Origin of the sequence: Paracoccus sediminis (assembly GCF_900188295.1) — a bacterium.
Lineage (GTDB): Bacteria > Pseudomonadota > Alphaproteobacteria > Rhodobacterales > Rhodobacteraceae > Paracoccus > Paracoccus sediminis.
This window is the reverse complement of sequence record NZ_FZNM01000002.1, coordinates 280645-300001: the sequence shown is the minus strand read 5'-3', so window position 1 is coordinate 300001 and position 19357 is coordinate 280645. Positions and strand designations below refer to the sequence as shown.

Below are 19357 nucleotides of genomic sequence, written 5' to 3'. Positions count from 1 at the left end.
CATGGATGAGACAGTCAGCCGCTTTTTTCGGTCAGACCCAGTCGGGCCATGCGGCGATACAGCGTCGCCCGCCCGACCCCCAAGGCGCGCGCGGCGGCGGACACGTTGCCCTCCGCCCGCGCCAGGGCCCGCGCGACGGCGGCCCGTTCGGCCTTGTCGAAGCCCGTCAGGTCATCGGTCCGCCCCAGCAGGTCGGCGGCGGGACGGGGGCGGAACGCGCCTTCGCGTTCCAGACCCAACGCCCGGCGCGCGGCACGGGTCGCGCCGATGGCCAGATCGTCCTTGTCCACCGCCAGCAGAACGGCGGCCTCGGCCGTGTCGTCGGACGCCACGACGATGCGCGCGTCCGGGAAGCTGGCGCGAAAGAATACCGCCTCGATGGCGCGGGCGGTCTGCGCCACCTGCGCGCCGATCAGGCGGTTATAGCGTTCGGTCTGGTCGGCCCGCGCGGAACTGACGTCCAGGGCGGCCAGCAGCCGACCGTCCGGCCCCCAGATCGGCGCGTCCATGCAGGACATCGCCGTATTGCGGGTGTGGAAATGTTCCTCGCGGTGGATCGTGACCTGGCGCCCTTCGGCCAGGCAGGTGCCGATGCCATTGGTGCCCTGGGCCGCCTCGGACCACACGGTGCCCTGCCACAGGCCCCAGTCGCGGAACTGTTCGGCATCGGCCGCATTCACCCGCTGATCCATCACCACGCCGTCGGCGTCGGTCAGCAGGACGTTGCAGCCCGACAGGCAGACCAGGTTGAAAAGCTGGTCCAGCGGCGGACCGGCCAGGCGCAGGAACTGGTCCATCCCCTGCCTGCGGCGGTCCAGTTCCGCCGGGGTCAACCGTTCGGGGCGGCGGCGGTCTGCCGGATCCAGTCCGTGCTTGAGCATGGACCGGCGCCAGGATGCGGCCAGGGCCGAGGTCGCGGATGGCGACTGCGACTGCTGGGCCACAAGGTCGGCGTGGCTGCGCTGTGTCATGAGTCCTCCCGCCCGGAAGACTATCGCAGATTCGCCATCGCGCAATTCACGACTTTGGTTGCAGACCGGCGGCTCAGCGGACCGGACCTTCGGGTTTTATCAGCCCGTCCTCGATCCGGTCGCCGGTTCGCGGCGCATCCGCGGCCGTGCCCCCCATGCTGCCCGAAGGCGCGGCCGTGCGCGGCTGATAGGGCGGCAGGCTGTCCGCACCATCGCGGTACAGAAGCGACTGCCCCTTGTGGAACAGATGCAGGGCATGGGGATCGGCGGTCAGCCGGACCCGGCGTCCCTTGAGACCGGGATGGATGCCCGGAAGTTTCGCGATGATCGGCACCGTTTCGGCGTTGGTGCCGAAGTAAAGCAGCGTCACCTCGCCCAGGGCCTCGGTCAGGTCCACCGTGCCCTCGAAGACGGGGGTGCCTTCGGTTTCGCGCATGTCCTCGGGGCGCACGCCGATGTTCACGGCCATGCCCTCGTCGCCCGCGCGGGTCGGGATCGCCACCTCGGCTTCCAGCCCGCCGTCCAGGGCGACCGTCGTCACCGGGCCAACGGCCTTGACGCGGCCCGGCAGCAAGTTCATCGCCGGGCTGCCGATGAACTGCGCCACGAATTCGTTGACCGGGCGTTCGTACAGTTCCAGCGGCGCGCCGACCTGGGCGATGCCGCCGCCCGCCAGCACGACGATGCGGTCGGCCAGGGTCATCGCCTCGGTCTGGTCGTGGGTGACATAGATCATCGTGCGGTCGGGCATCGATGCCTTGAGCTGCGCGATCTCGATCCGGGTCGCCACGCGCAGCGCGGCGTCCAGGTTCGACAACGGCTCGTCGAACAGATAGACCTTGGGGTCGCGCACGATGGCCCGGCCGATCGCGACCCGCTGGCGCTGTCCGCCCGACAGCGCCTTGGGCAGCCGGTCCAGATAGGGCGTCAGTTGCAGCATCTTTCCGGCGCGGTCGGTGGCCGCCTGCACCTCGGCCTTGGACTTGCCCGCGATCTTCAGGGCAAAGGCCATGTTGTCGCGCACCGTCATGTGCGGATACAGCGCATAGGACTGGAACACCATGGCGATGCCCCGCTGGCTGGGCGGAATGTCGTTCATCCGCTGCCCGTCGATCTCCAGCGTGCCGCCGCTGATCCGTTCCAGCCCGGCGATCATGCGCAGCAGCGTGGATTTGCCGCAGCCCGAAGGGCCGACGAAGACGATGAATTCGCCCGATGCGATATCCAGATCGATGTTCCGCAGAACATGCACGTCGCCATAGGATTTGGCGACATCGGTCAGTCTCAGATCAGCCATCGGTGTCCCCCCATTCGGCCTAGCCCTCGATGATCTGCACCTGCCACGGCTGAAGGCCCGCCGCCTCCTCGGCCGACAGGTTGGCGCGGATTTGCAGGGTCTGCTGGTTGTCGGCACGCTTGAAGGTCAGGATCGGTCCTTCGGCGTGCATGTCGGTCATGGTCCCCCCCCGCAGCGCGGAATGCTTGCGGCGCAGGTTGATGGCCCAGCGGTAATGGTGCAGCATCGACTGGGCATCGGCTTCCTGGGCGATGACGGTGCGTTGCAGATGGGTGTGCGGCACCGGCAGCCAGGGCTTGACCACCGAAAACCCGCCGTTCACCCCCATGTCCCAGACCATCGGCGTCCGGCAGCCGTCTCGGCCCTTGAATTCGGGCCAGAATTCCTTGCCATAGGGGTCTTGCAGATCCTCGAAGGCGATGTCGGCCTCGGGCAGGCCCAGTTCCTCGCCCTGATACAGGCAGACCGATCCCTTCATGCACAACAGCACCGTCGCATAGGCCTTGGCCGCCTGATCGGCCAAGGCCCACCGGCTGATATGGCGCACGACGTCGTGGTTCGACATGGCCCAGCAGGGCCAGGAATTGGGCGCCACCGCATGCAGCGCGTCGAACACCTCGGCGATGCGGGTGGCGGCCAGGTCGTTGCCCGACAGGAAGTCGAAGACATAGGACATCTGCATCCGGCCCGCGACGCCGGTATATTCCTCCAGCAGTTCCAGCGCGCGTTCGCTGTCGCCGATCTCGCCGATGACGGCGGCGCCGTAACCGCGCAGCAGCGTCGCCATCTTTTCCAGAAAGGCGACGTTCTCGGGCTGCGACTTGTCATAGCGGTGGCTTTGGTGGTTATAGGGGTTCACCGCCGGGGCGGTGTCGGACTTGCGCTGTTCCCTGGGCAGGGGCGGGTTGTCGCGCAACTGGGCGTCGTGGAAATAGAAGTTGACGGTGTCCAGCCGGAACCCGTCCACGCCCTTGTCCAGCCAGAACCGGGCCATGTCCAGAAGCTCGTCCTGGACGGCGGGGTTGTGGAAGTTCAGGTCGGGTTGCGACGCCAGGAAGTTGTGCAGGTAATACTGTTCGCGCCGCGCGTCCCATTGCCAGGCGGACCCGCCAAAGATCGACAGCCAGTTGTTGGGCACCGTGCCGTCGGGTTTCGGATCGGCCCAGACATACCAGTCGGCCTTGTCGTTGTCGCGGCTGGCACGGCTTGCGGCGAACCACGGATGCTGGTCCGAGGTATGCGACATCACCAGGTCGATCATCACCTTGAGGCCCAGTTCATGCGCCCGTTCGATCAGGACATCGAAATCCTGCATGACGCCGAACAGCGGATCGATGCCCCGGTAATCGCTGACGTCATAGCCGAAATCCTTCATCGGCGAGGTGAAGAACGGCGAGATCCAGACCGCGTCCACCCCCAGCGAGGCGACATAGGGCAGGCGCTGGGTGATACCGGGCAGATCGCCCACCCCGTCGCCCGTCGTGTCCTGAAAACTGCGCGGATAGATCTGATAGATCACCCCGCCCTTCCACCAGTCGATTTTCGTATCCGTCAAGATTCATCCACCTTTCACCGATCCGGCCAGCAATCCGCGGACCAGATACTTCTGCATCGCAAAGAACACGAGCAGCGGCACCGCGATCGAGATGAAGGCCGAGGTGGCAAGGATTTCCCATTCGCCGCCTTTTGATCCCATCAGTTCGCGCAGCACGCCGGTCATGACCAGTTGCTCCTTGGTATTGCCAAGGAAAACGGTCGCGACAAGAAGGTCGTTCCAGACCCACAGGAACTGAAAGATGGCAAAGGACGCCAGTGCCGGAAAAGACAGCGGCAGGATGATCTTGCGGAAGATCTGGAATTCGGTGGCGCCGTCGACACGGGCGGATTCGATCACCTCGCGCGGCAGGCCGACCATGTAGTTGCGCAGCAGGTAGATCGCCAGTGGCAGGCCAAAGCCGGTATGGGCCAGCCAGATGCCCAGATAGCCCTTGCCGATGCCCAGTTCGTTGTGCAGCCTGAGCAGCGGGATCAGCGCCACCTGCAAGGGCACGACCAGCAGGCCCACCACGGCGGCGGTCAGCAGGGCGCGTCCCGGAAACTCCATCCAGGCCAGGGCATAGGCCGCGAAGGCCGCGATCAGGATCGGGATCACGGTGGCGGGGATCGTCACCGTCAGGGTGTTCATGAACGCCCGGCCCAGCCCTTCGGCGTTCAGCACGCGGCTGTAGTTTTCGGTGGTCAGCCGGGCGGGCGCCCCGGTGGTGACGAAGATCCGCTCGCCCCGGCGCATCTCGAACGGCGCGTCCGAGGTCATGCGATAGCGGCCGTCCTCGGCCACGGCGACCTGCCAGCCGTCGCCGATCTCGGCGGTGTCGCCGGGCTGGAAGGCGGCGGGTTCGCGGGCGCCGGTGCCCCAGGCGATCAGGGATTGGCCCTCGGCCAGGACATTGCCCTCGATCACGTATTGCCCGTCCTGCTGGACCGCGTCGTCGCCCGTGCCGGTGCGCACGAAGCCCGTCGCCTCCTGCGCGGAAAACGACTGCCACCAGCCCGACGACAGGATCTGGTCGCGGTCGCGGAACGACGACACCAACAGGCCCAGGGTCGGGATCGTCCACAGCAGCACCAGCAGGAAGGCCGCGATGTTGACCGTCCAGACCAGCCCCGATTTCTGTCCGGCCATGCCTTCCATCAGCGCACCTCCCGCCGGGCGTTCACGATGTTCCAGATCATGATCGGCGTGACCAGCAGCATCAGGATGATGGCGATGGCCGATCCGCGCCCGTAATCGGGCGTGCCGCGGAACATCCAGTCATACATCAGGTTGGCCAACACCTGCGTGCCCCATTGCCCGTTGGTCATCACGAACACGATGTCGAAGACCTTCAGCACGACGATGGTTATGGTGGTCCAGACGACCGCGATGGTTCCCATGATCTGCGGCACCTTGATCCTGAAGAACACCTGCCAGGGGGACGCGCCGTCCAGGATCGCGGCCTCGATGGTTTCCTCGGGGATGCCCCGCAGGGCGGCGGACAGGATCACCATGGCGAACCCGGTCTGGATCCAGACCAGCACGATCATGAGGAAGAAGTTGTTCCAGGGGATCAGCGTCAGCCACAGCTGCGGATCGCCGCCAAGCGTCTGCACGAGGGCATTCAGCAGCCCGATCTGGTTTTCGCCCGGCTCGCGGTATTCATAGATGAATTTCCAGATCACCCCGGCGCCGACAAAGCTGATCGCCATGGGCATGAAGATCAGCGACTTGCCGATGTTGCCCCATTTCAGCCGGTCGGTCAGCTGCGCGGCGATCAGCCCGAACAGGGTGGAGAGGGCGGGCACCACCAGCAGCCAGACGAGGTTGTTGCGCATCGATTCGCGGAACTTGCCGTCGCCCATCAGCCAGGCATAGTTCGACGGGCCCACGAATTCGGTCCCGCCCGCATTGTGCAGCGACCGCCACAGGCTGTCGAAGATCGGATAGACCAGATAGACCCCCAGGAACAGGATCGCCGGTCCCAGGAACAGCCAGGGCCGGATCTGGCTGGCCTTGCGGATATTGTCGCCCGCGTTCGGCCCGCGCGGGGGATAGATGCGGTCCAGGATCAGGTTCGATCCCCAGAACCACGCCACGCAGCCGAAGACGCCGATCAGGATCGTGCTGACGGCCAGCCAGAACAGTTCCATTCCTCTGCCCCCCTGAGATGGAACGCGGCGGCCGGCCCGCCGCGTCCGGCGTCATTGCAGCGTGGCCCAGGTCTGCTGGATGCGGTCGGCCACGTCCTGCGCGGACGCGCCCCCCACGAAATCGACCATGCCCGTCCAGAACGCCCCCGCGCCGACCGCGCCGGGCATCAGGTCCGACCCGTCGAACCGGAAGGTCGTGGCATCCAGCAGGATCTGGCCCATCTTGCGCTGGGTCTCGCTGGCATAGGCGTCCATGTTCACGCCGGTATGGGGGGTGGTGAACCCCGATTGCGCCATCCACAATTCGTGCGCGGCGGGCGTTTTCAGGAATTCGATAAAGGCCATGGCGACCGGATTGTCGGTAAACACGCCAAACAGCGTGCCGCCGCCCAGGACCGGCTGGCCCATGCTGCCATCGGCAGGGGCGGGGAAGTAGAAGAAATCGTAATCCTCGCCCTCGACCGTGCCGTCCGGGAAGAAGGACGGGATGAAGCTGGCCTGCCGGTGCATGTAGCAGGCGGGCGGGCTTTCGAACAAACCGTTCGGGCTTTCGCGGAAATCGTTGGACGCCACGGATGCCGGCCCGCCGGCCACGTAATCCTCGTTCTTGGCGAACCAGCCGAATTCGTCGATGGCCGCCACGACCTTGGGGTCGTTGAAGGCCAGGGCGTTCGTGGTCCAGCCGTCGTAATCCTCGGGCGTGTTCAGCCGCAGCATCAGATCCTCGACCCAATCGGTCGCGGGCCAGCCGGTCGCGCCGCCGGACGCCAGGCCGATGCACCAGGGGGTTTCCCCGTCGGCGGCGATCTGTTCGGTCAGCGCCTTGAGATCCTCGTAGGTTTCGGGCACTTCATAGCCCGCGTCCTCGAAGTTCTCGGGGACATACCAGACAAGGGATTTCACGTCCGCCTTGTAGGGAAAGGCGAAAAACCGTTCCGTTCCGTCCTGCCCCTTATAGGTGCTCAGCGCCGCCCAGCTTTCGCCCGCCGCGTAAGTGTCGCGGACCCATTGCGCGGTATCCTCGCCCAGATCCTTCAGGCGCCCCTTGGCGGCCAGATCGGCGGCCAGCCCTGGCTGGGGCAGCACGGCGATGTCGGGGGGCGACCCGGCCTCGCTGTCGATCACGATCTGCTGTTCGAAGCTGTTCGACCCGGAATAATTCACGGTCGCCCCGGTCGCATCCTCGAAATAGGCGGCGATCGAGGTGAACAGTTCCTGGTCCACCCCCAGCCAAGGTCCCAGGATGGTGACGCTTTGCCCGTCCAGATCGGCATGGGCGGCCCCGAAATCCTCCAGGCTTTGCCAGTTGATCCGGTCGTCGCTGCCTTTTTCAATCACCAGTTGCGCCTGCGCAGCGCCAGCCGCCAGTGTGGCAAGCGCCACGGTCATGCAGAATGATCGCTTCACGTCTTCCCCCTTTTGCCGCCGCGCAGGTATGCTGCGGGCTGTTAACGATATCGTCACCCACAGCGGGCGGTTGTGTCAAATGCTTACTCCCATTCCAGCTCCTTGAACGCGGCGGTCGCGTCCCGCGCGGCCGATTCGGGAAAGGAAGCCCACAGATCTGCGAAAGGTTGCAGAGACCGGACGATGACGGGAACCGCGCGAGACAGGGGCAGACCCGCGGCGATGCCGTCGCGGGTCGCGCGATCCAACGCGGCCAGAAACTGCCGCTGGGCGGATACCGCCGTGTCCCAATCCCGCGCGACCGGCCCGTGGCCCGGCACGACAGGGCCTGCGTCCTGGGGAATGTCCATCCAGCCCAGCCAGCCCGGCAGGGATCCATCGACGATCGGCGTCAGGTCGCGAAAGATCAGGTCGCCCGCGAACAACGTGCCGGTGGCGCTGTCCCGCACGGTCACGTCGTTGTCGGTATGCGCGGGACCGGCCGCTGTCAGCGTCAGGGTCCGTCCGCCCAGATCCACCGTCATGGTGTCGGCGACCTTGGCGTCAGGCAGCACGATCCGCGTGCCGATCATCGGCGCCGGACCGTAAAGCCGGGTCAGGTTGTCCAGATAGGCCGGCCCGCGCACCCGCAAGGCATCGGTCAGTTGTTCATGGCCGACGATGGTGGCGCCGGCTTCGCGAAAGACCCCGGCCCCGAAGGCGTGGTCGGGATGCATGTGGGTAACGATCAGATGGCTGATCGGCTTGTCGCTGATCCGCCGGATCGCCGCGAACAGCGCCTGCCCTTGTTGGCGCGAGGTGCCCGCGTCGATCACCGCGATGCTGTCGCGCCCGACGACAAACCCCAGGTTGGCGATCCGGCCGTCCGGGCTGTCCTCGTACTGCACGGCTTGGCCCAGATGGACATAGACGCCCTCGGCGATCCGTTCGACCGGCAACGCGGGCAGGTCGGCCAGGGGCGCGCATCGCGGATCGTCCGCGACAAGGCCGGGATCGTCTCCGGCCCACAGGGGGGCGATTCGCGCCGACTCGGCCGCGCATCGGTCGGGATCGCCAAAGGATTGCCCGGTCAGGACGATCGGCTGGCAGCTTTGGGGATCGGCGGCCAGACAGGCGGATAAAATGGCGTAGAGCATTGCCGGATGTTCCCGAAATCCAGGGTCTGGGTTCCAACTTTTTGTCAGTTGCGACCTTAGTCGTGTTGAATCGCGCTGTCTCTGGTCTAACATAACGCACAGTCGCCCAAGTGGCGGCCGTGGATTTGGAGGAAATGCATGGCTTGGACGAAACCCACCCTGAAGGAAATCGCCTGCGGCATGGAAATCAACATGTACGCTCCGGCCGAGGACGAACCGGTCCTGTTCTGAGGCATTCGCTTCAGGCAACATAGACGGCCCCGTCCGACGCGATCGGGCGGGGCCTTTTTCGTCAGGGGCATCATGCGTATCATCGTGCTGGGGGCGGGGGCCGGGGGCGGCCTGCCGCAATGGAACTGCGGCTGCGGCAATTGCAATGCCGCGCGGGCCGGTCGGATCCCGGCCATGACGCAAAGCTCGATCGCGGTCAGTGCCGACGGGCGCGACTGGGCGGTCCTGAATGCGTCGCCCGACATTCGCGCCCAGTTGGCGGCGACGCCCGCGCTGCATCCGACCGGCCTGCGGGACATGCCGCTGCGGTCGGTGCTTGTGACGAATGGCGATATCGACCATGTGGCCGGACTGCTGACCCTGCGCGAAAGCCAGCCCTTCGCGCTGTTCGCGACCGCCACGATCCATCGGGTTCTGGCCGACAATCCGATGCTGGGCGCGCTGCGTGACGATCTGGTCGCGCGCAATCCGGTGGATCTGGACCGGCCTGTCGAGATCGCGCCGGGCCTGGATGCCACGCTGTTCGCGGTACCGGGCAAGGTGCCCTTGTATCAGGAAGGCGCGGTGGTCGAAACCGGCCTGGTGGGCGAAACCACCGTGGGGGTCGAACTGGCGGCGAACGGGCGCCGGGCGCTGTATGTTCCCGGCTGCGCGGATCTGCCCGGCTGGCTGACGGATCGCATCGCCGGTGCGGATTTGCTGATCTTCGACGGCACCCTGTGGGAGGATGACGAGATGATCCGCATGGGCCTGGGCCAAAAGACCGGCCGCCGGATGGGGCATATGCCCGTTCTGGACACCATGGCCGCGTTGCGGGATGTGCCGGTCGGCCGGCGCGTCTTCGTCCACATGAACAATTCGAATCCGCTGGCCGATCCGGCCAGCGATCAGACCGGGCAGGCCCAGGCGAACGGCTGGCAGGTCGCCCGCGACGGAATGGAGATCGCGCTGTGAAGGATATCCAGGAGCAGGCCCAGTCCCGCGACGATTTCGAGGCGCGGCTGCGCGCCATCGGCGCCGCCCGCTATCACGACCGCCACCCGTTCCACGAACGCCTGCACGGAGGTCATTGCACCCCGGCCGAGGTGCGCGCCTGGGTCATAAACCGCTGGATGTACCAGTCGCGCATCCCCATGAAGGATGCGGCCTTCATGAGCCGGGTCGACGATCCCGACCTGCGCCGCCACTGGCGCAAGAGGATCGAGGATCACGACGGCGGCGTCGCCGAAGGCGGGGGCATCCGCCGTTGGCTGGCCCTGGCGCAGGCGGTGGGTCTGGATCCCGATTATGTCGCCAGCGGCATCGGGATCATGCCGGCCACCCGCTTTGCCGTCGATGCCTATGTCCGCTTCGTTCGGGAAATGCCTCTGCTGGACGCTGTGGCGGCCAGCCTGACCGAACTGTTCGCGCCCCGCATCCACGCCCAGCGGATCGAGGGGCTGCTGGCCCATTACGATTTCGCCGACGATTCCAGCCTGTCCTATTTCAAGAAGCGCCTGACCGAGGCGCCCGAGGACGTGAAGTTCGGGCTGGATTACGTCCTGACCCATGCCGACACGCGCGAGAAACAGGACGCGGCGGCGGCGGCGCTGACCTTCAAGACCGACGTGCTGTGGGCGCAGTTGGACGCCCTGTGGCACGGCTATGTCGAGGGCAACATCCCGCCGGGCGCCTGGCGGCCGGGCGAAGGCATGGCGCCATGACCGCCCAGCCTGCCCGGATCGTCCCGCCCCCGCTGATCGGTCCCGACGACATTCCCTATCTGCCGCGCGGGGTGCGGCTGGCCTGCGACCGGGTGCGCGGCATCCGCGTGTTGCAGGCCCCAGAACGGGCGATGCAGCTGGACGCCATCGGCGATGCGATCCTGGGGGAACTGGACGGCGCGCGCAGCATGGGAACCATCGTCGCCACCCTTGCCGACCGCTACAATGCGCCGCCGGACCAGATCGCGGGCGACGTGCGCGATTTCCTGACCGGGCTGATCGAACGGCGCATGGTCTTTGTGCGGGGCCAGAACGGGGATGGCCCATGAAGGACCAGCTTCAACAGCAGCCGCGCGACCTGGACGGCAGCCCCGTCACGCCCGGCCTGCCCATGGCGATGCTGGCCGAGATCACGCATCGTTGCCCCCTGGCCTGCCCCTATTGTTCGAACCCGGTCGAACTGACCCGCGCCGCGCAGGAACTGACGGCGGACGACTGGGGCCGGGTGTTCCGGCAGGCCGCCGATCTGGGGGTGTTGCAGGTCCACATCTCGGGCGGGGAACCGGGCGCCCGGCGCGATCTGGCGCAGATCGTGGGCCATGCGCGCGATGCGGGGCTGTATGTGAACCTCATCACATCGGGCATCGGCATCACGCGGGACCGGCTGGAGGACCTGGACCGCGCGGGCGTCGATCATGTGCAGCTGTCGTTGCAGGGCATCCGGCCCGACATGGCCGACCGGATCAGCGGCCACCCCGGATCCTGGGACAAGAAGATGGGGTTCGCCAGCTGGGTGCGCGACATCGGCTTTCCCCTGACGATCAACGCCGTGGTCCACCGCCAGAACCTGGAACGCCTGCCCGACATGATCGCCCTGGCCGAAAACCTGGGCGCCCGGCGGATCGAGGTGGCGACCGTGCAGTTTCACGGCTGGGCCGACCTGAACCGCCGGGCGCTGATGCCCACGCGCGAACAGGCGGCGGCGGCCCGTCAGGTGGTGAACGACGCGCGGATCCGGCTGCGCGGGCGGATGGTCATCGACTATGTGCCCGCCGACCACCATGCCGTCTATCCCAAGGCCTGCATGGGCGGCTGGGGTTCCACGGGGCTGAACGTGGCCCCCGACGGCACGGTCCTGCCCTGCCACGCCGCGCAGTCGATCCCGTGGATGCGGTTCGAAAACGTCCGTGACCGCCCCCTGGGCGAGATCTGGCGCCTGTCCGACAGCTTCAACGCCTTTCGCGGCACGGCCTGGATGGCGGAACCCTGCCGGTCCTGCGACCGCAAGACCCTCGATTTCGGCGGCTGCCGCTGTCAGGCCATGGCCTTGGCGGGGGACGCGCGGGCAACCGATCCGGTCTGTTCGCTGTCGCCCCTGCACGCGCAGGTCTTGGCCCGCGCCGAGACGGATGCACAAGCCGATGCCGCCGAATTCATCTATCGCCGCATGAAAAAGGGAGAGTAAGTGATGAAGGCCATGATCCTTGCCGCGCTGCTTCTGGCCGGACCGGCCGCGGCGCAGGACAACGCGTTGAAAAATTCGGCCGCCTGGGACGACCTGCGCGCCTCGGTCCTGGGCCTTGAAGCGGATGTTCCGATAGATCCGGCCGTCCTGGATCTGGAAGCCCCGGTCCGCGCGTACGAGGCCGCGATCGTCCCGATCCGCCTGACCCAGACCAGGGATGCCCCCCCCATCGGGGCCGTGACGCTGGTGATCGACGAAAACCCCGCCCCCGTGGCCGCCGAATACACCTTCGGACCCGCGATGGCGCCGCTGGATTTCGAATTCCGGGTCCGCGTGGACAGCTATTCCGACGTGCGCGCCATTGCCGACCTGGGGGGCGGCAATCGCGTGATGGCGGGACGTTTCGTCAAGGCATCGGGCGGCTGTTCGGCGCCCGCGGGCAAGGACATGGCGGCGGTCGCGGCGACCATGGGCCAGATGCGCTGGCGCGCGGGGCCGCAGGACGGCCGTCAGGTCGGCACGCTGATGATCCGGCACCCCAACTTTTCCGGCCTGCAACGCGATCAGGTCACGCTGCTGAACATTCCCGCCCATTTCATCGACCGTCTCGAGGTTCGTCAGGGCGAGGATCTGCTGTTCACCCTGAATGCCGGGATTTCCATCGGCGAGGATCCGGTCTTCCGCTTTGCCTATGAACCCAACGGCCAGCCGATCCGTGTCCATGCCAGGGATACCGAAGGCAATGTCTGGGACCAGGAATTCGCGGCAGGCGGCTGATCCCGTCCCCTGCCACGGATCACGGCCCCCGCCTGCGACGATGGTGGCGGATGCGGGGTTGCTTTGGCGCGGCGGTGGCCTACAATCGGTTCTCGATGCCGCGAAGGGGAGACCGCGACATCACCCCCGAGGGAGGAACCATCATGACAGCCGCAGCCATGCAGGCGCGTCCGCCGCAGACGCCACGGCACAGCGCAGACCAGGTGCGCGAAATCCTGATCGTGGACGATCACCCGCTGATGTGCGACGCCCTGGCGCTGACGTTGAAGATCAGCTTTGGCCTCAAGAATGTTCGAACCGCGCGCAGCCTGGGGGCCGCCCTTGACGGGATCCGGGCGCAGGGCGCCCCCGATGCGGTGATCCTGGATCTGAACCTGCCCGATGCGCGCGGGGCCGAAGGCATCGTCACCCTGCGTCGGCAATTGCCCGACGTGCCGATCACGATGATCTCGGCCGACATGGACAGCGCCATGATCTCGGCCGCGATGGCGGCGGGGGCGCAGGGCTATATCAGCAAGTCGCTGGGCCGCGAGGCCCTCGTGGACAGCCTGCGCCGCATGTGGGAGGGCGAACACGTCACCCCCGAAGGCTATGCCCCCGACCAGGCCTGCGCCGAAGACGAGGCCAAGGCCGAGTTGGCCCGCCGTTTCGCCACCCTGACGCCGCAGCAGATGAAGATCCTGCGTCTGATCTGCCAGGGCAAGGCGAACAAGGAGATCAGCTATGACCTGTCCATCGCCGAGGCGACAGTGAAGACCCACATCACCGCCATCATGTCCAAGATCAACGCCCGCCGCCGCACCCAGGCGGTTCTGCTTGCCAACACGGTCCGGCTGTTCGAGGCCGGCTGATGGATGCCGGCCCGGTTGCGAAGGAGGGCGTCGCCGGGCCGGTGGCCGTGCAGGCCGACCGCAGCAAGGCCGATCACGGCCATGTCCTGCTGGACGGCCTGCGCGCAGCCAATCCGGCCCTTGTGCTGGTCTTCGGCGCGCACGGCCCGGAACTGGCCGCGCTTGACGGCGTGCTGCGGCAGGGCTTGCCGGACGGCTGCGTCATCGCGGGCTGTTCCTCGGCCGGGGAAATCGGACCTTCGGGATATGTCACCGACAGCATCGTCGCGATCGGCTTTCCGGCCAGCCATTTCCGCGCCTCGGCCCTGGTGCTGCCCAGGCTGGACGCCCTGCCCGTATCGGACTGGATGGCCGCGCTGCGCCGCTTGCAGGCCGGTTTCGGGGCCGATCCCACCCGGTCGCTGTTCGGGCTGTTGCTGGTGGACGGCCTTGCGGGCCAGGAAGACGCGCTTGTGGCGACCATCGATGCGGCCCTGCCCTCGGTTCCCACCCTGGGGGGATCGGCGGGCGACGGGCTGTTCTTTCGCCAGACCTGGCTGCTGGCGGGGGGCAAGGTCTTCACCAACGCCGCCGTCTTTCTGCTGGTCGAAACCGACCTTGCCGTCAGCGAGATCACCTTTGCCCATTTCAGCCCGACCGCCACCCGCGTCGTCGTCACCGCCGCGATCCCCGAAAAGCGCCGCATCCTGGAACTGAACGCCGAACCCGCGGCCGAGGAATACGCCCGCCTGACCGGCATCCCCGCCGATGCGCTGACGCCCACCGATTTCGCCCGCCACCCCCTGCTGCTGCGCATGGGCCGCCATCACCATGTCCGGGCGATCAGCGCGCAGACCCCCGACGGCGGGCTGTCGCTGATGTCGGCCATCGACACCGGCACCGTCCTGACCCTGGGCCGGGCCGAGGACATGACCCAGGGCTTTGCCGAGGCGCTGGCGTCCCTGCCCCGTCCGCCGCTGATGGTGCTGGGCTTCGACTGCATCCTGCGCCGTCTGGCCCTGGAACGCGAGGGCCTGCACGACCAGATGTCGGAACTGCTGGCCCGGTATCGCGTGGCGGGCTTCAACACCTATGGCGAACAGCACAGCGGGATGCATGTGAACCAGACCTTCGTGGGCCTGGCCTTCATGCCTCCTGCGGATGCCTCGACCCATGCTGCGTGACGACGACGCGCCCGAACGCCGGGTCGAAAAGCTGGACCGCATCAACCGGGTTCTGATCGACCGCATCGACCGGCTGGAGGAATCGCGCGGATCCGCCTGGTCGATGTTCCAGGCCGCCGTGGCCCTGGAACAAGAGGTGATGGCCCGGACCCGCGATCTGGAACGCGCGCTGGCCGACCTGTCGCAGCGCAACCGCGAACTGGCCGTCGCCCGCGCATCGGCCGAGGAGGCGAACCGGTCCAAGACCCGCTTCCTGCGTGCGGCCAGCCACGACCTGCTGCAACCGCTGTCGGCGGCGCGGCTGTTCCTGTCGATGCTGACCGACACGCCGATGAACGAATTGCAGACCGAACTGACCGGGCGGCTGTCGGGTGCCTTTGAATCGGTGGAACAGTTGATGCACGCGGTTCTGGACATCTCTCGGCTGGACAGCCAGCGGATCGAATTCCACCGCCAGCCGGTTCCGCTGGGGGATCTGTTTCGCAGGCTGGCCATCGAATACGCCCCCCTGGCCGAAGCCAAGGGCCTGCGCCTGTCCTTCGTGCCGACCGATTCGGTGGTCGAAAGCGATCCGGTGTTCCTGCGCCGGATCGCGCAGAACCTGGTGTCGAACGCGATCAAGTATACGGTCCGGGGCGGGGTGGTCATCGGCGCCCGGCGCCGGGGCGATCTGTGCTGGCTGTGCGTCTATGATACCGGGGTCGGCATCCCGGCGGTGGACCGCAACCGGATCTTCGACGAATTCCAGCGGCTGGGCAACGATGCGCGCACCCCCGGCATGGGCCTGGGTCTGTCCATCGTGCGCCGCGCCTGCGCCAAGTTGGACCATCCGATCCGCCTGGAATCCGAGGCGATGCGCGGCACCGTCTTCCGCATCGGCCTGCCGGTCGTGACCCGCCACCTGGCCGGATGCCTTGAACGTCCCGACCGCGCCACCCTGCCCCTGCGCGGCCGCGTGGCCCTGGTGGTCGAAAACGATCCCGGAATGCGCCGGGGATACGAGATGATCCTGCGCGACCGGCTTGGCATGGTCGCCCGCGTCACCGGCGGCACGGCCGAGGCCCTGGCCACGATGGGCGACGATCCCCCCGACGTGATCCTGGCCGATTACAACCTGGAAAACGGCGATACCGGGGTGGATGCGATCCGGGCCTTGCGCGGATCGGCGGGCCAGGCGATCCCGGCGGTGATGATTACCGCGCATCGCGACCCGCAGATCGCCCGCAGTTGCGCGGCCATGCAGGTGCATCTGATGGAAAAGCCCGTGCGCCCATCCGAACTGGCCGAGATTCTGGGCAGGCTTCTGGCCTGAGACGTGCCGGCATCTGCGACCAAAGGCCGATGCCAGGGCCAGCGGGGCTTGTTCTTCGGCGCCCGCAACGCAACTCTGGCCTTTGCAAGAGGGAGGAATATCATGAACCGTGCTATCGCAGCGGCCCTGGGGCTGGGGCTGTCCCTGATGTCGGCCGGCGTCGCCCCCGCGGGCGAGGCAGGCGATGCCGTTTTCGCGGATCGCGGCCCCTGGACGCTGAACGGGCAGGATCTTCGCTGGTCGCTGCATGTCGAAGGGCCAGAGGTGGCGGGCTTTCTGCCCATCGACGAAGGCAGCGTCGCGCTGACGCAGGCTGTCGATCCGTCCGACCAGCAGCCGGTGCTGGAACTGATCCAGACGACCGACACGCGCACCCGGCAGATCGGACCGTTCCCGATTTCGGGCGGGGATCCGGTGCTGACCTTCTTTCTGGAACAGACGACCCGCGACATGGCCCGGCTGACCGGCGGCAGCCCGTTCTATATCCGCAACCGGATCAAGGAGTCGCTGGCCCAGGGCGGCCAGATCACCAGGGCCGACAACGGAACCGTGGCTCGCTTCCAGCCCTTTACGGCCGATCCCAACGCGGCCCGGATGGGCGGTTTTCAGACGCTGACGCTGACCTTTGTCCTGGACGACCCGAAACAGCCGATCCGAGAGCTTCGGGCCGAGACCGCCGGCGAACAGCCGGGCTATGTGAACGCCATGGCCCTGCAATGACGGTCCGCCTGTTCGCCGCGATGACGATTCTGGGCGCCGCGCCCCTTCATGCGCAGGCGGTGAACGATTATCCGACCAACGCGCGGGCCGAATACGTCTTTGCCTGCATGGCGACGAACGGGCAAAGCCGCGACATGCTGGACCGCTGTTCCTGCGCCATCGACCAGATCGCCGAGGTTCTGCCGTTCGAGGAATACGTCCAGGCCGAAACCGTCCTGCGGATGCAGCAGACGACCGGCGAACGGGCCGGCATCTTCCGCGGCATGGCCCAGATGACAGAGATCACCGCGCGCCTGAAACGCGCCGAGGCCGAGGCCGAGATCCTCTGCTTCTAGGCCAGTGCCATGCCCACCGCCGCGCCTGCCCCAAGCGCCAGCGCCACCGTCAACCAGACCGGGGCGCCGCGCCTGACAAGGACGGCGCGGGCCGGGCGGGCTGCCTCGGGGTGGGCACGGTCCCACAGCGCCTGTTCGACGATCTGCGGCAGCAGCGGGCCAAAGCGGCCGATGGTCTGGGCCACCTTGGCCATGTCGCCCGCAAGCGCCTTGGGACCGATGTTGGACCGGATGTAATCCGACACCACGGGCTTGGCGGCATCCCAGATGTTCAGGTCCGGATCGACCGACCGGGCCACGCCTTCCACCACGACCATGGTGCGCTGCAACAGGATCAGCTGGGTCTGGGTCTGCATTCCGAAGCGTTCCGTGACCTCGAACAGATAGGCCAGCAGGTTCGCCATCGAAATCCGGCTGGCGTTGGCGCCGAAGATGGGTTCCCCCACGGCGCGCAGGGCGCGGGCGAACTGCGCCTCGTCGCGGTCGCGGGGGACATAGCCTGCCTCGAAATGCACGCGCGCCACGCGGCGGTAATCCCGCTGGATGAAGCCGTACAGGATCTCGGCATAGACGCGTCGGGTGTATTCGTCGATCTCGCCCATGATGCCGAAGTCATAGGCCAGCACGTCGCCATTCGCCGCGACCTTCAGATTGCCGTGGTGCATGTCGGCGTGAAAGAATCCGTCGCGCAAGGCGTGTTGCAGGAACAGCTGGATCACCCGCGTGGCGATGCGCCCGACATCGTGGCCCGCCGCGATCAGCGCGTCCCGGTCGCCCATCGGCAGCCCCTCGGCCCAGTCCGAGGTCAGCACCCGGCGCGAAGACAGTTCCCACAGCGGCCGGGGAATCGCGAATCCCGGATCGTCCTTGGTGTTTTCGGCGAATTCCGACGCGTTGGCCGCCTCGAGGCGCATGTCCTGTTCGGCGGTCACGGTCGTTTCGAAATGGCGCACCACATCGCGCGGGCGCAGGCGGCGGCTGCCGGGGGACAGGAATTCGATAATGCCTGCGGCGAAATGAAACGCATCGATGTCACGGCGAAAGGCGGCAGCGATGCCGGGGCGGATCACCTTGACGGCGACCTCGCGCCCGGTCTCGCGCACGCGGGCGCGGTGGACCTGCGCGATGGACGCGGCGGCGACGGGTTCCGAGAATTCCGAGAACAGCTGATCGACGGGCTGGCGCATCTCGGCCTGGATGATGTCCTTGGCCGTGGCGGTCGGAAAGGGCGGCAGACGGTCCTGCAACATGCGCAGCTGATCCGCCATTTCCACGCCGACCACATCGGCGCGGGTGGACAGGATCTGGCCGAACTTGACATAGGCCGGGCCAAGCGCGGTGATCGCCCGCGTGATCGGCGGCAGGCCTGGATCGCCCCGATAGCCCAGCCAGCGAAAGGGCCAGCCCAACACATGGGCCGCGATCCGCAGGCGCGGCGGGGCCTCGACCGCGTCCAGAACCGCGCGCATCGCCCCCGTGCGTTCGAAGGTGGCGCCCGTGCGGACCAGGCGCAGCAGATTGTGCGGTCCCCGCATCTACAGCTTCCAACCCGAATGCAGCGCGGCAATGCCCATCGACAGGTTGCGGTATTGCACGCGGCCAAAGCCCGCAGCGCGGATCATGTCGGCAAAAGCGTCCTGGTCGGGGAATCTGCGGATCGATTCCACCAGATACTGATAGCTGTCGCGATCCCCCGTCACCGCCTGGCCCATGGCCGGGATCACGTTGAAGGAATAGCGGTCATAGGCCCATTGCATCGCCGGCACGGGGATCTGGCTGAATTCCAGCACCATCAGCCGTCCGCCGGGGCGCAGAACCCGATACGCCTCGGCCAGGGCGTCGGCAATGCGGGTGACGTTGCGGATGCCGAAGCTGATCGTGTAGCGGTCGAAGATGCCATCGGCAAAGGGCAGCGCCATCGCGTCGCCCGTGACCCAGGCCAACCGGTCGGATTTCTCCACCGCGTCGGCGCGCTTCCTGCCCTCGACCAGCATGGATTCGGTCATGTCGCAGACCGTCACCCGCGCGCCCGGCGCGCGGTCCAGGAACCGGAACGCGATGTCGCCCGTGCCGCCCGCCACGTCCAGCAGGTGCTGCCCGTCGCGGGGCGCCAGCCAGTCCATCATCGCGGTCTTCCAGACGCGGTGGATGCCCGCGCTCATCAGATCGTTCATCAGGTCGTATCGCGACGCGACGGATGAAAAGACCCCGTGGACCATCCCGGCCTTGGCATCCTCGTCCACGGTCCGGAAACCGAAATGGGTCTGCTTCTTGTCGCTCATCCGCTTGCCGATCCGCTGTT

The 19357-nt window shown here is 67.0% G+C and carries 20 protein-coding genes; 11 read left to right on the top strand and 9 right to left on the bottom strand.

The annotated features are described in order from the left end of the window. Nucleotides 1-14: 14 nt before the first annotated feature. The 7 genes from CHB77_RS04470 to CHB77_RS04440 all read right to left on the bottom strand — a co-directional run bounded on the left by CHB77_RS04470 (nucleotide 15) and on the right by CHB77_RS04440 (nucleotide 8498). Complete coding sequence (locus tag CHB77_RS04470; protein WP_176430304.1) at nucleotides 15-971, bottom strand: helix-turn-helix domain-containing protein; 957 nt, start codon at nucleotides 969-971, stop codon at nucleotides 15-17. A 73-nt stretch (nucleotides 972-1044) separates the two neighbouring features. Then, on the bottom strand, nucleotides 1045-2268 hold the full coding sequence (locus CHB77_RS04465) for an ABC transporter ATP-binding protein (RefSeq protein WP_089386971.1): 1224 nt from the start codon (nucleotides 2266-2268) through the stop codon (nucleotides 1045-1047). Nucleotides 2269-2287: 19 nt separating this feature from the next. After that, entirely contained in the window at nucleotides 2288-3823 is a 1536-nt protein-coding gene (locus tag CHB77_RS04460; protein ID WP_242626525.1) for an alpha-amylase family glycosyl hydrolase, read from the bottom strand. A gap of 3 nt (nucleotides 3824-3826) precedes the next feature. Then, nucleotides 3827-4960, bottom strand: coding sequence for a carbohydrate ABC transporter permease (locus tag CHB77_RS04455; RefSeq protein ID WP_089386969.1), 1134 nt, complete (start codon nucleotides 4958-4960; stop codon nucleotides 3827-3829). Beyond that, nucleotides 4960-5955 carry a carbohydrate ABC transporter permease gene (locus CHB77_RS04450; RefSeq protein ID WP_089386968.1) on the bottom strand — a complete coding sequence of 332 codons (996 nt, stop codon included), beginning with the start codon at nucleotides 5953-5955 and terminating at the stop codon, nucleotides 4960-4962. The genes CHB77_RS04455 and CHB77_RS04450 overlap by 1 nt, the downstream gene beginning before the upstream one ends. 51 nt (nucleotides 5956-6006) lie before the next feature. After that, on the bottom strand, nucleotides 6007-7344 hold the full coding sequence (locus CHB77_RS04445) for an ABC transporter substrate-binding protein (RefSeq protein ID WP_176430308.1): 1338 nt from the start codon (nucleotides 7342-7344) through the stop codon (nucleotides 6007-6009). A 101-nt stretch (nucleotides 7345-7445) separates the two neighbouring features. Beyond that, nucleotides 7446-8498, bottom strand: coding sequence for a quinoprotein relay system zinc metallohydrolase 2 (locus tag CHB77_RS04440; protein WP_089386966.1), 1053 nt, complete (start codon nucleotides 8496-8498; stop codon nucleotides 7446-7448). A gap of 138 nt (nucleotides 8499-8636) precedes the next feature. On the opposite strand from CHB77_RS04440, the gene pqqA reads away from it, so the two are divergent. The 11 genes from pqqA (at nucleotide 8637) to CHB77_RS04385 (ending at nucleotide 17055) form a co-directional block, all read left to right on the top strand. Further along, nucleotides 8637-8729 carry a pyrroloquinoline quinone precursor peptide PqqA gene (gene pqqA / locus CHB77_RS04435; protein WP_076522366.1) on the top strand — a complete coding sequence of 31 codons (93 nt, stop codon included), beginning with the start codon at nucleotides 8637-8639 and terminating at the stop codon, nucleotides 8727-8729. Nucleotides 8730-8801: 72 nt separating this feature from the next. Continuing rightward, complete coding sequence (gene pqqB / locus CHB77_RS04430) at nucleotides 8802-9683, top strand: pyrroloquinoline quinone biosynthesis protein PqqB (RefSeq protein ID WP_089386965.1); 882 nt, start codon at nucleotides 8802-8804, stop codon at nucleotides 9681-9683. Then, nucleotides 9680-10432 (top strand): pyrroloquinoline-quinone synthase PqqC, encoded by a 753-nt coding sequence (gene pqqC / locus CHB77_RS04425; RefSeq protein ID WP_242626524.1) that lies wholly within the window; start codon nucleotides 9680-9682, stop codon nucleotides 10430-10432. The genes pqqB and pqqC overlap by 4 nt, the downstream gene beginning before the upstream one ends. Further along, nucleotides 10429-10761 (top strand): pyrroloquinoline quinone biosynthesis peptide chaperone PqqD, encoded by a 333-nt coding sequence (gene pqqD / locus CHB77_RS04420; protein ID WP_089386964.1) that lies wholly within the window; start codon nucleotides 10429-10431, stop codon nucleotides 10759-10761. Before pqqC ends, pqqD begins: the two co-directional genes overlap by 4 nt. Then, the gene (gene pqqE, locus CHB77_RS04415; protein ID WP_089386963.1) at nucleotides 10758-11897 is read left to right on the top strand and encodes a pyrroloquinoline quinone biosynthesis protein PqqE; all 1140 of its coding nucleotides are present in this window, start codon (nucleotides 10758-10760) and stop codon (nucleotides 11895-11897) included. The genes pqqD and pqqE overlap by 4 nt, the downstream gene beginning before the upstream one ends. Before the next feature lie 3 nt (nucleotides 11898-11900). After that, complete coding sequence (locus CHB77_RS04410; RefSeq protein WP_089386962.1) at nucleotides 11901-12674, top strand: quinoprotein dehydrogenase-associated SoxYZ-like carrier; 774 nt, start codon at nucleotides 11901-11903, stop codon at nucleotides 12672-12674. Nucleotides 12675-12817: 143 nt separating this feature from the next. Then, nucleotides 12818-13525 (top strand): response regulator, encoded by a 708-nt coding sequence (locus tag CHB77_RS04405; protein WP_089386961.1) that lies wholly within the window; start codon nucleotides 12818-12820, stop codon nucleotides 13523-13525. After that, nucleotides 13525-14688 (top strand): FIST N-terminal domain-containing protein, encoded by a 1164-nt coding sequence (locus tag CHB77_RS04400; RefSeq protein ID WP_089386960.1) that lies wholly within the window; start codon nucleotides 13525-13527, stop codon nucleotides 14686-14688. Before CHB77_RS04405 ends, CHB77_RS04400 begins: the two co-directional genes overlap by 1 nt. Next, nucleotides 14678-16000, top strand: a complete 1323-nt coding sequence (locus tag CHB77_RS04395) for an ATP-binding response regulator (protein WP_089386959.1) — start codon at nucleotides 14678-14680, stop codon at nucleotides 15998-16000. The genes CHB77_RS04400 and CHB77_RS04395 overlap by 11 nt, the downstream gene beginning before the upstream one ends. A gap of 102 nt (nucleotides 16001-16102) precedes the next feature. Next, nucleotides 16103-16720: a hypothetical protein gene (locus tag CHB77_RS04390; protein ID WP_242626523.1), complete on the top strand. Its 618-nt coding sequence runs from the start codon at nucleotides 16103-16105 to the stop codon at nucleotides 16718-16720. Beyond that, a complete protein-coding gene (locus CHB77_RS04385) occupies nucleotides 16717-17055 on the top strand; it encodes a hypothetical protein (protein WP_089386958.1) in 339 nt (112 codons plus the stop codon). The genes CHB77_RS04390 and CHB77_RS04385 overlap by 4 nt, the downstream gene beginning before the upstream one ends. Here CHB77_RS04385 and ubiB read toward each other — a convergent pair. Both ubiB and ubiE read right to left on the bottom strand, forming a co-directional pair. Beyond that, a complete protein-coding gene (gene ubiB / locus CHB77_RS04380) occupies nucleotides 17052-18590 on the bottom strand; it encodes a 2-polyprenylphenol 6-hydroxylase (RefSeq protein WP_089386957.1) in 1539 nt (512 codons plus the stop codon). The two genes, CHB77_RS04385 and ubiB, sit on opposite strands and share 4 nt — an antisense overlap. Continuing rightward, nucleotides 18591-19337, bottom strand: coding sequence for a bifunctional demethylmenaquinone methyltransferase/2-methoxy-6-polyprenyl-1,4-benzoquinol methylase UbiE (gene ubiE / locus CHB77_RS04375; RefSeq protein WP_089387163.1), 747 nt, complete (start codon nucleotides 19335-19337; stop codon nucleotides 18591-18593). Nucleotides 19338-19357: the final 20 nt, after the last annotated feature.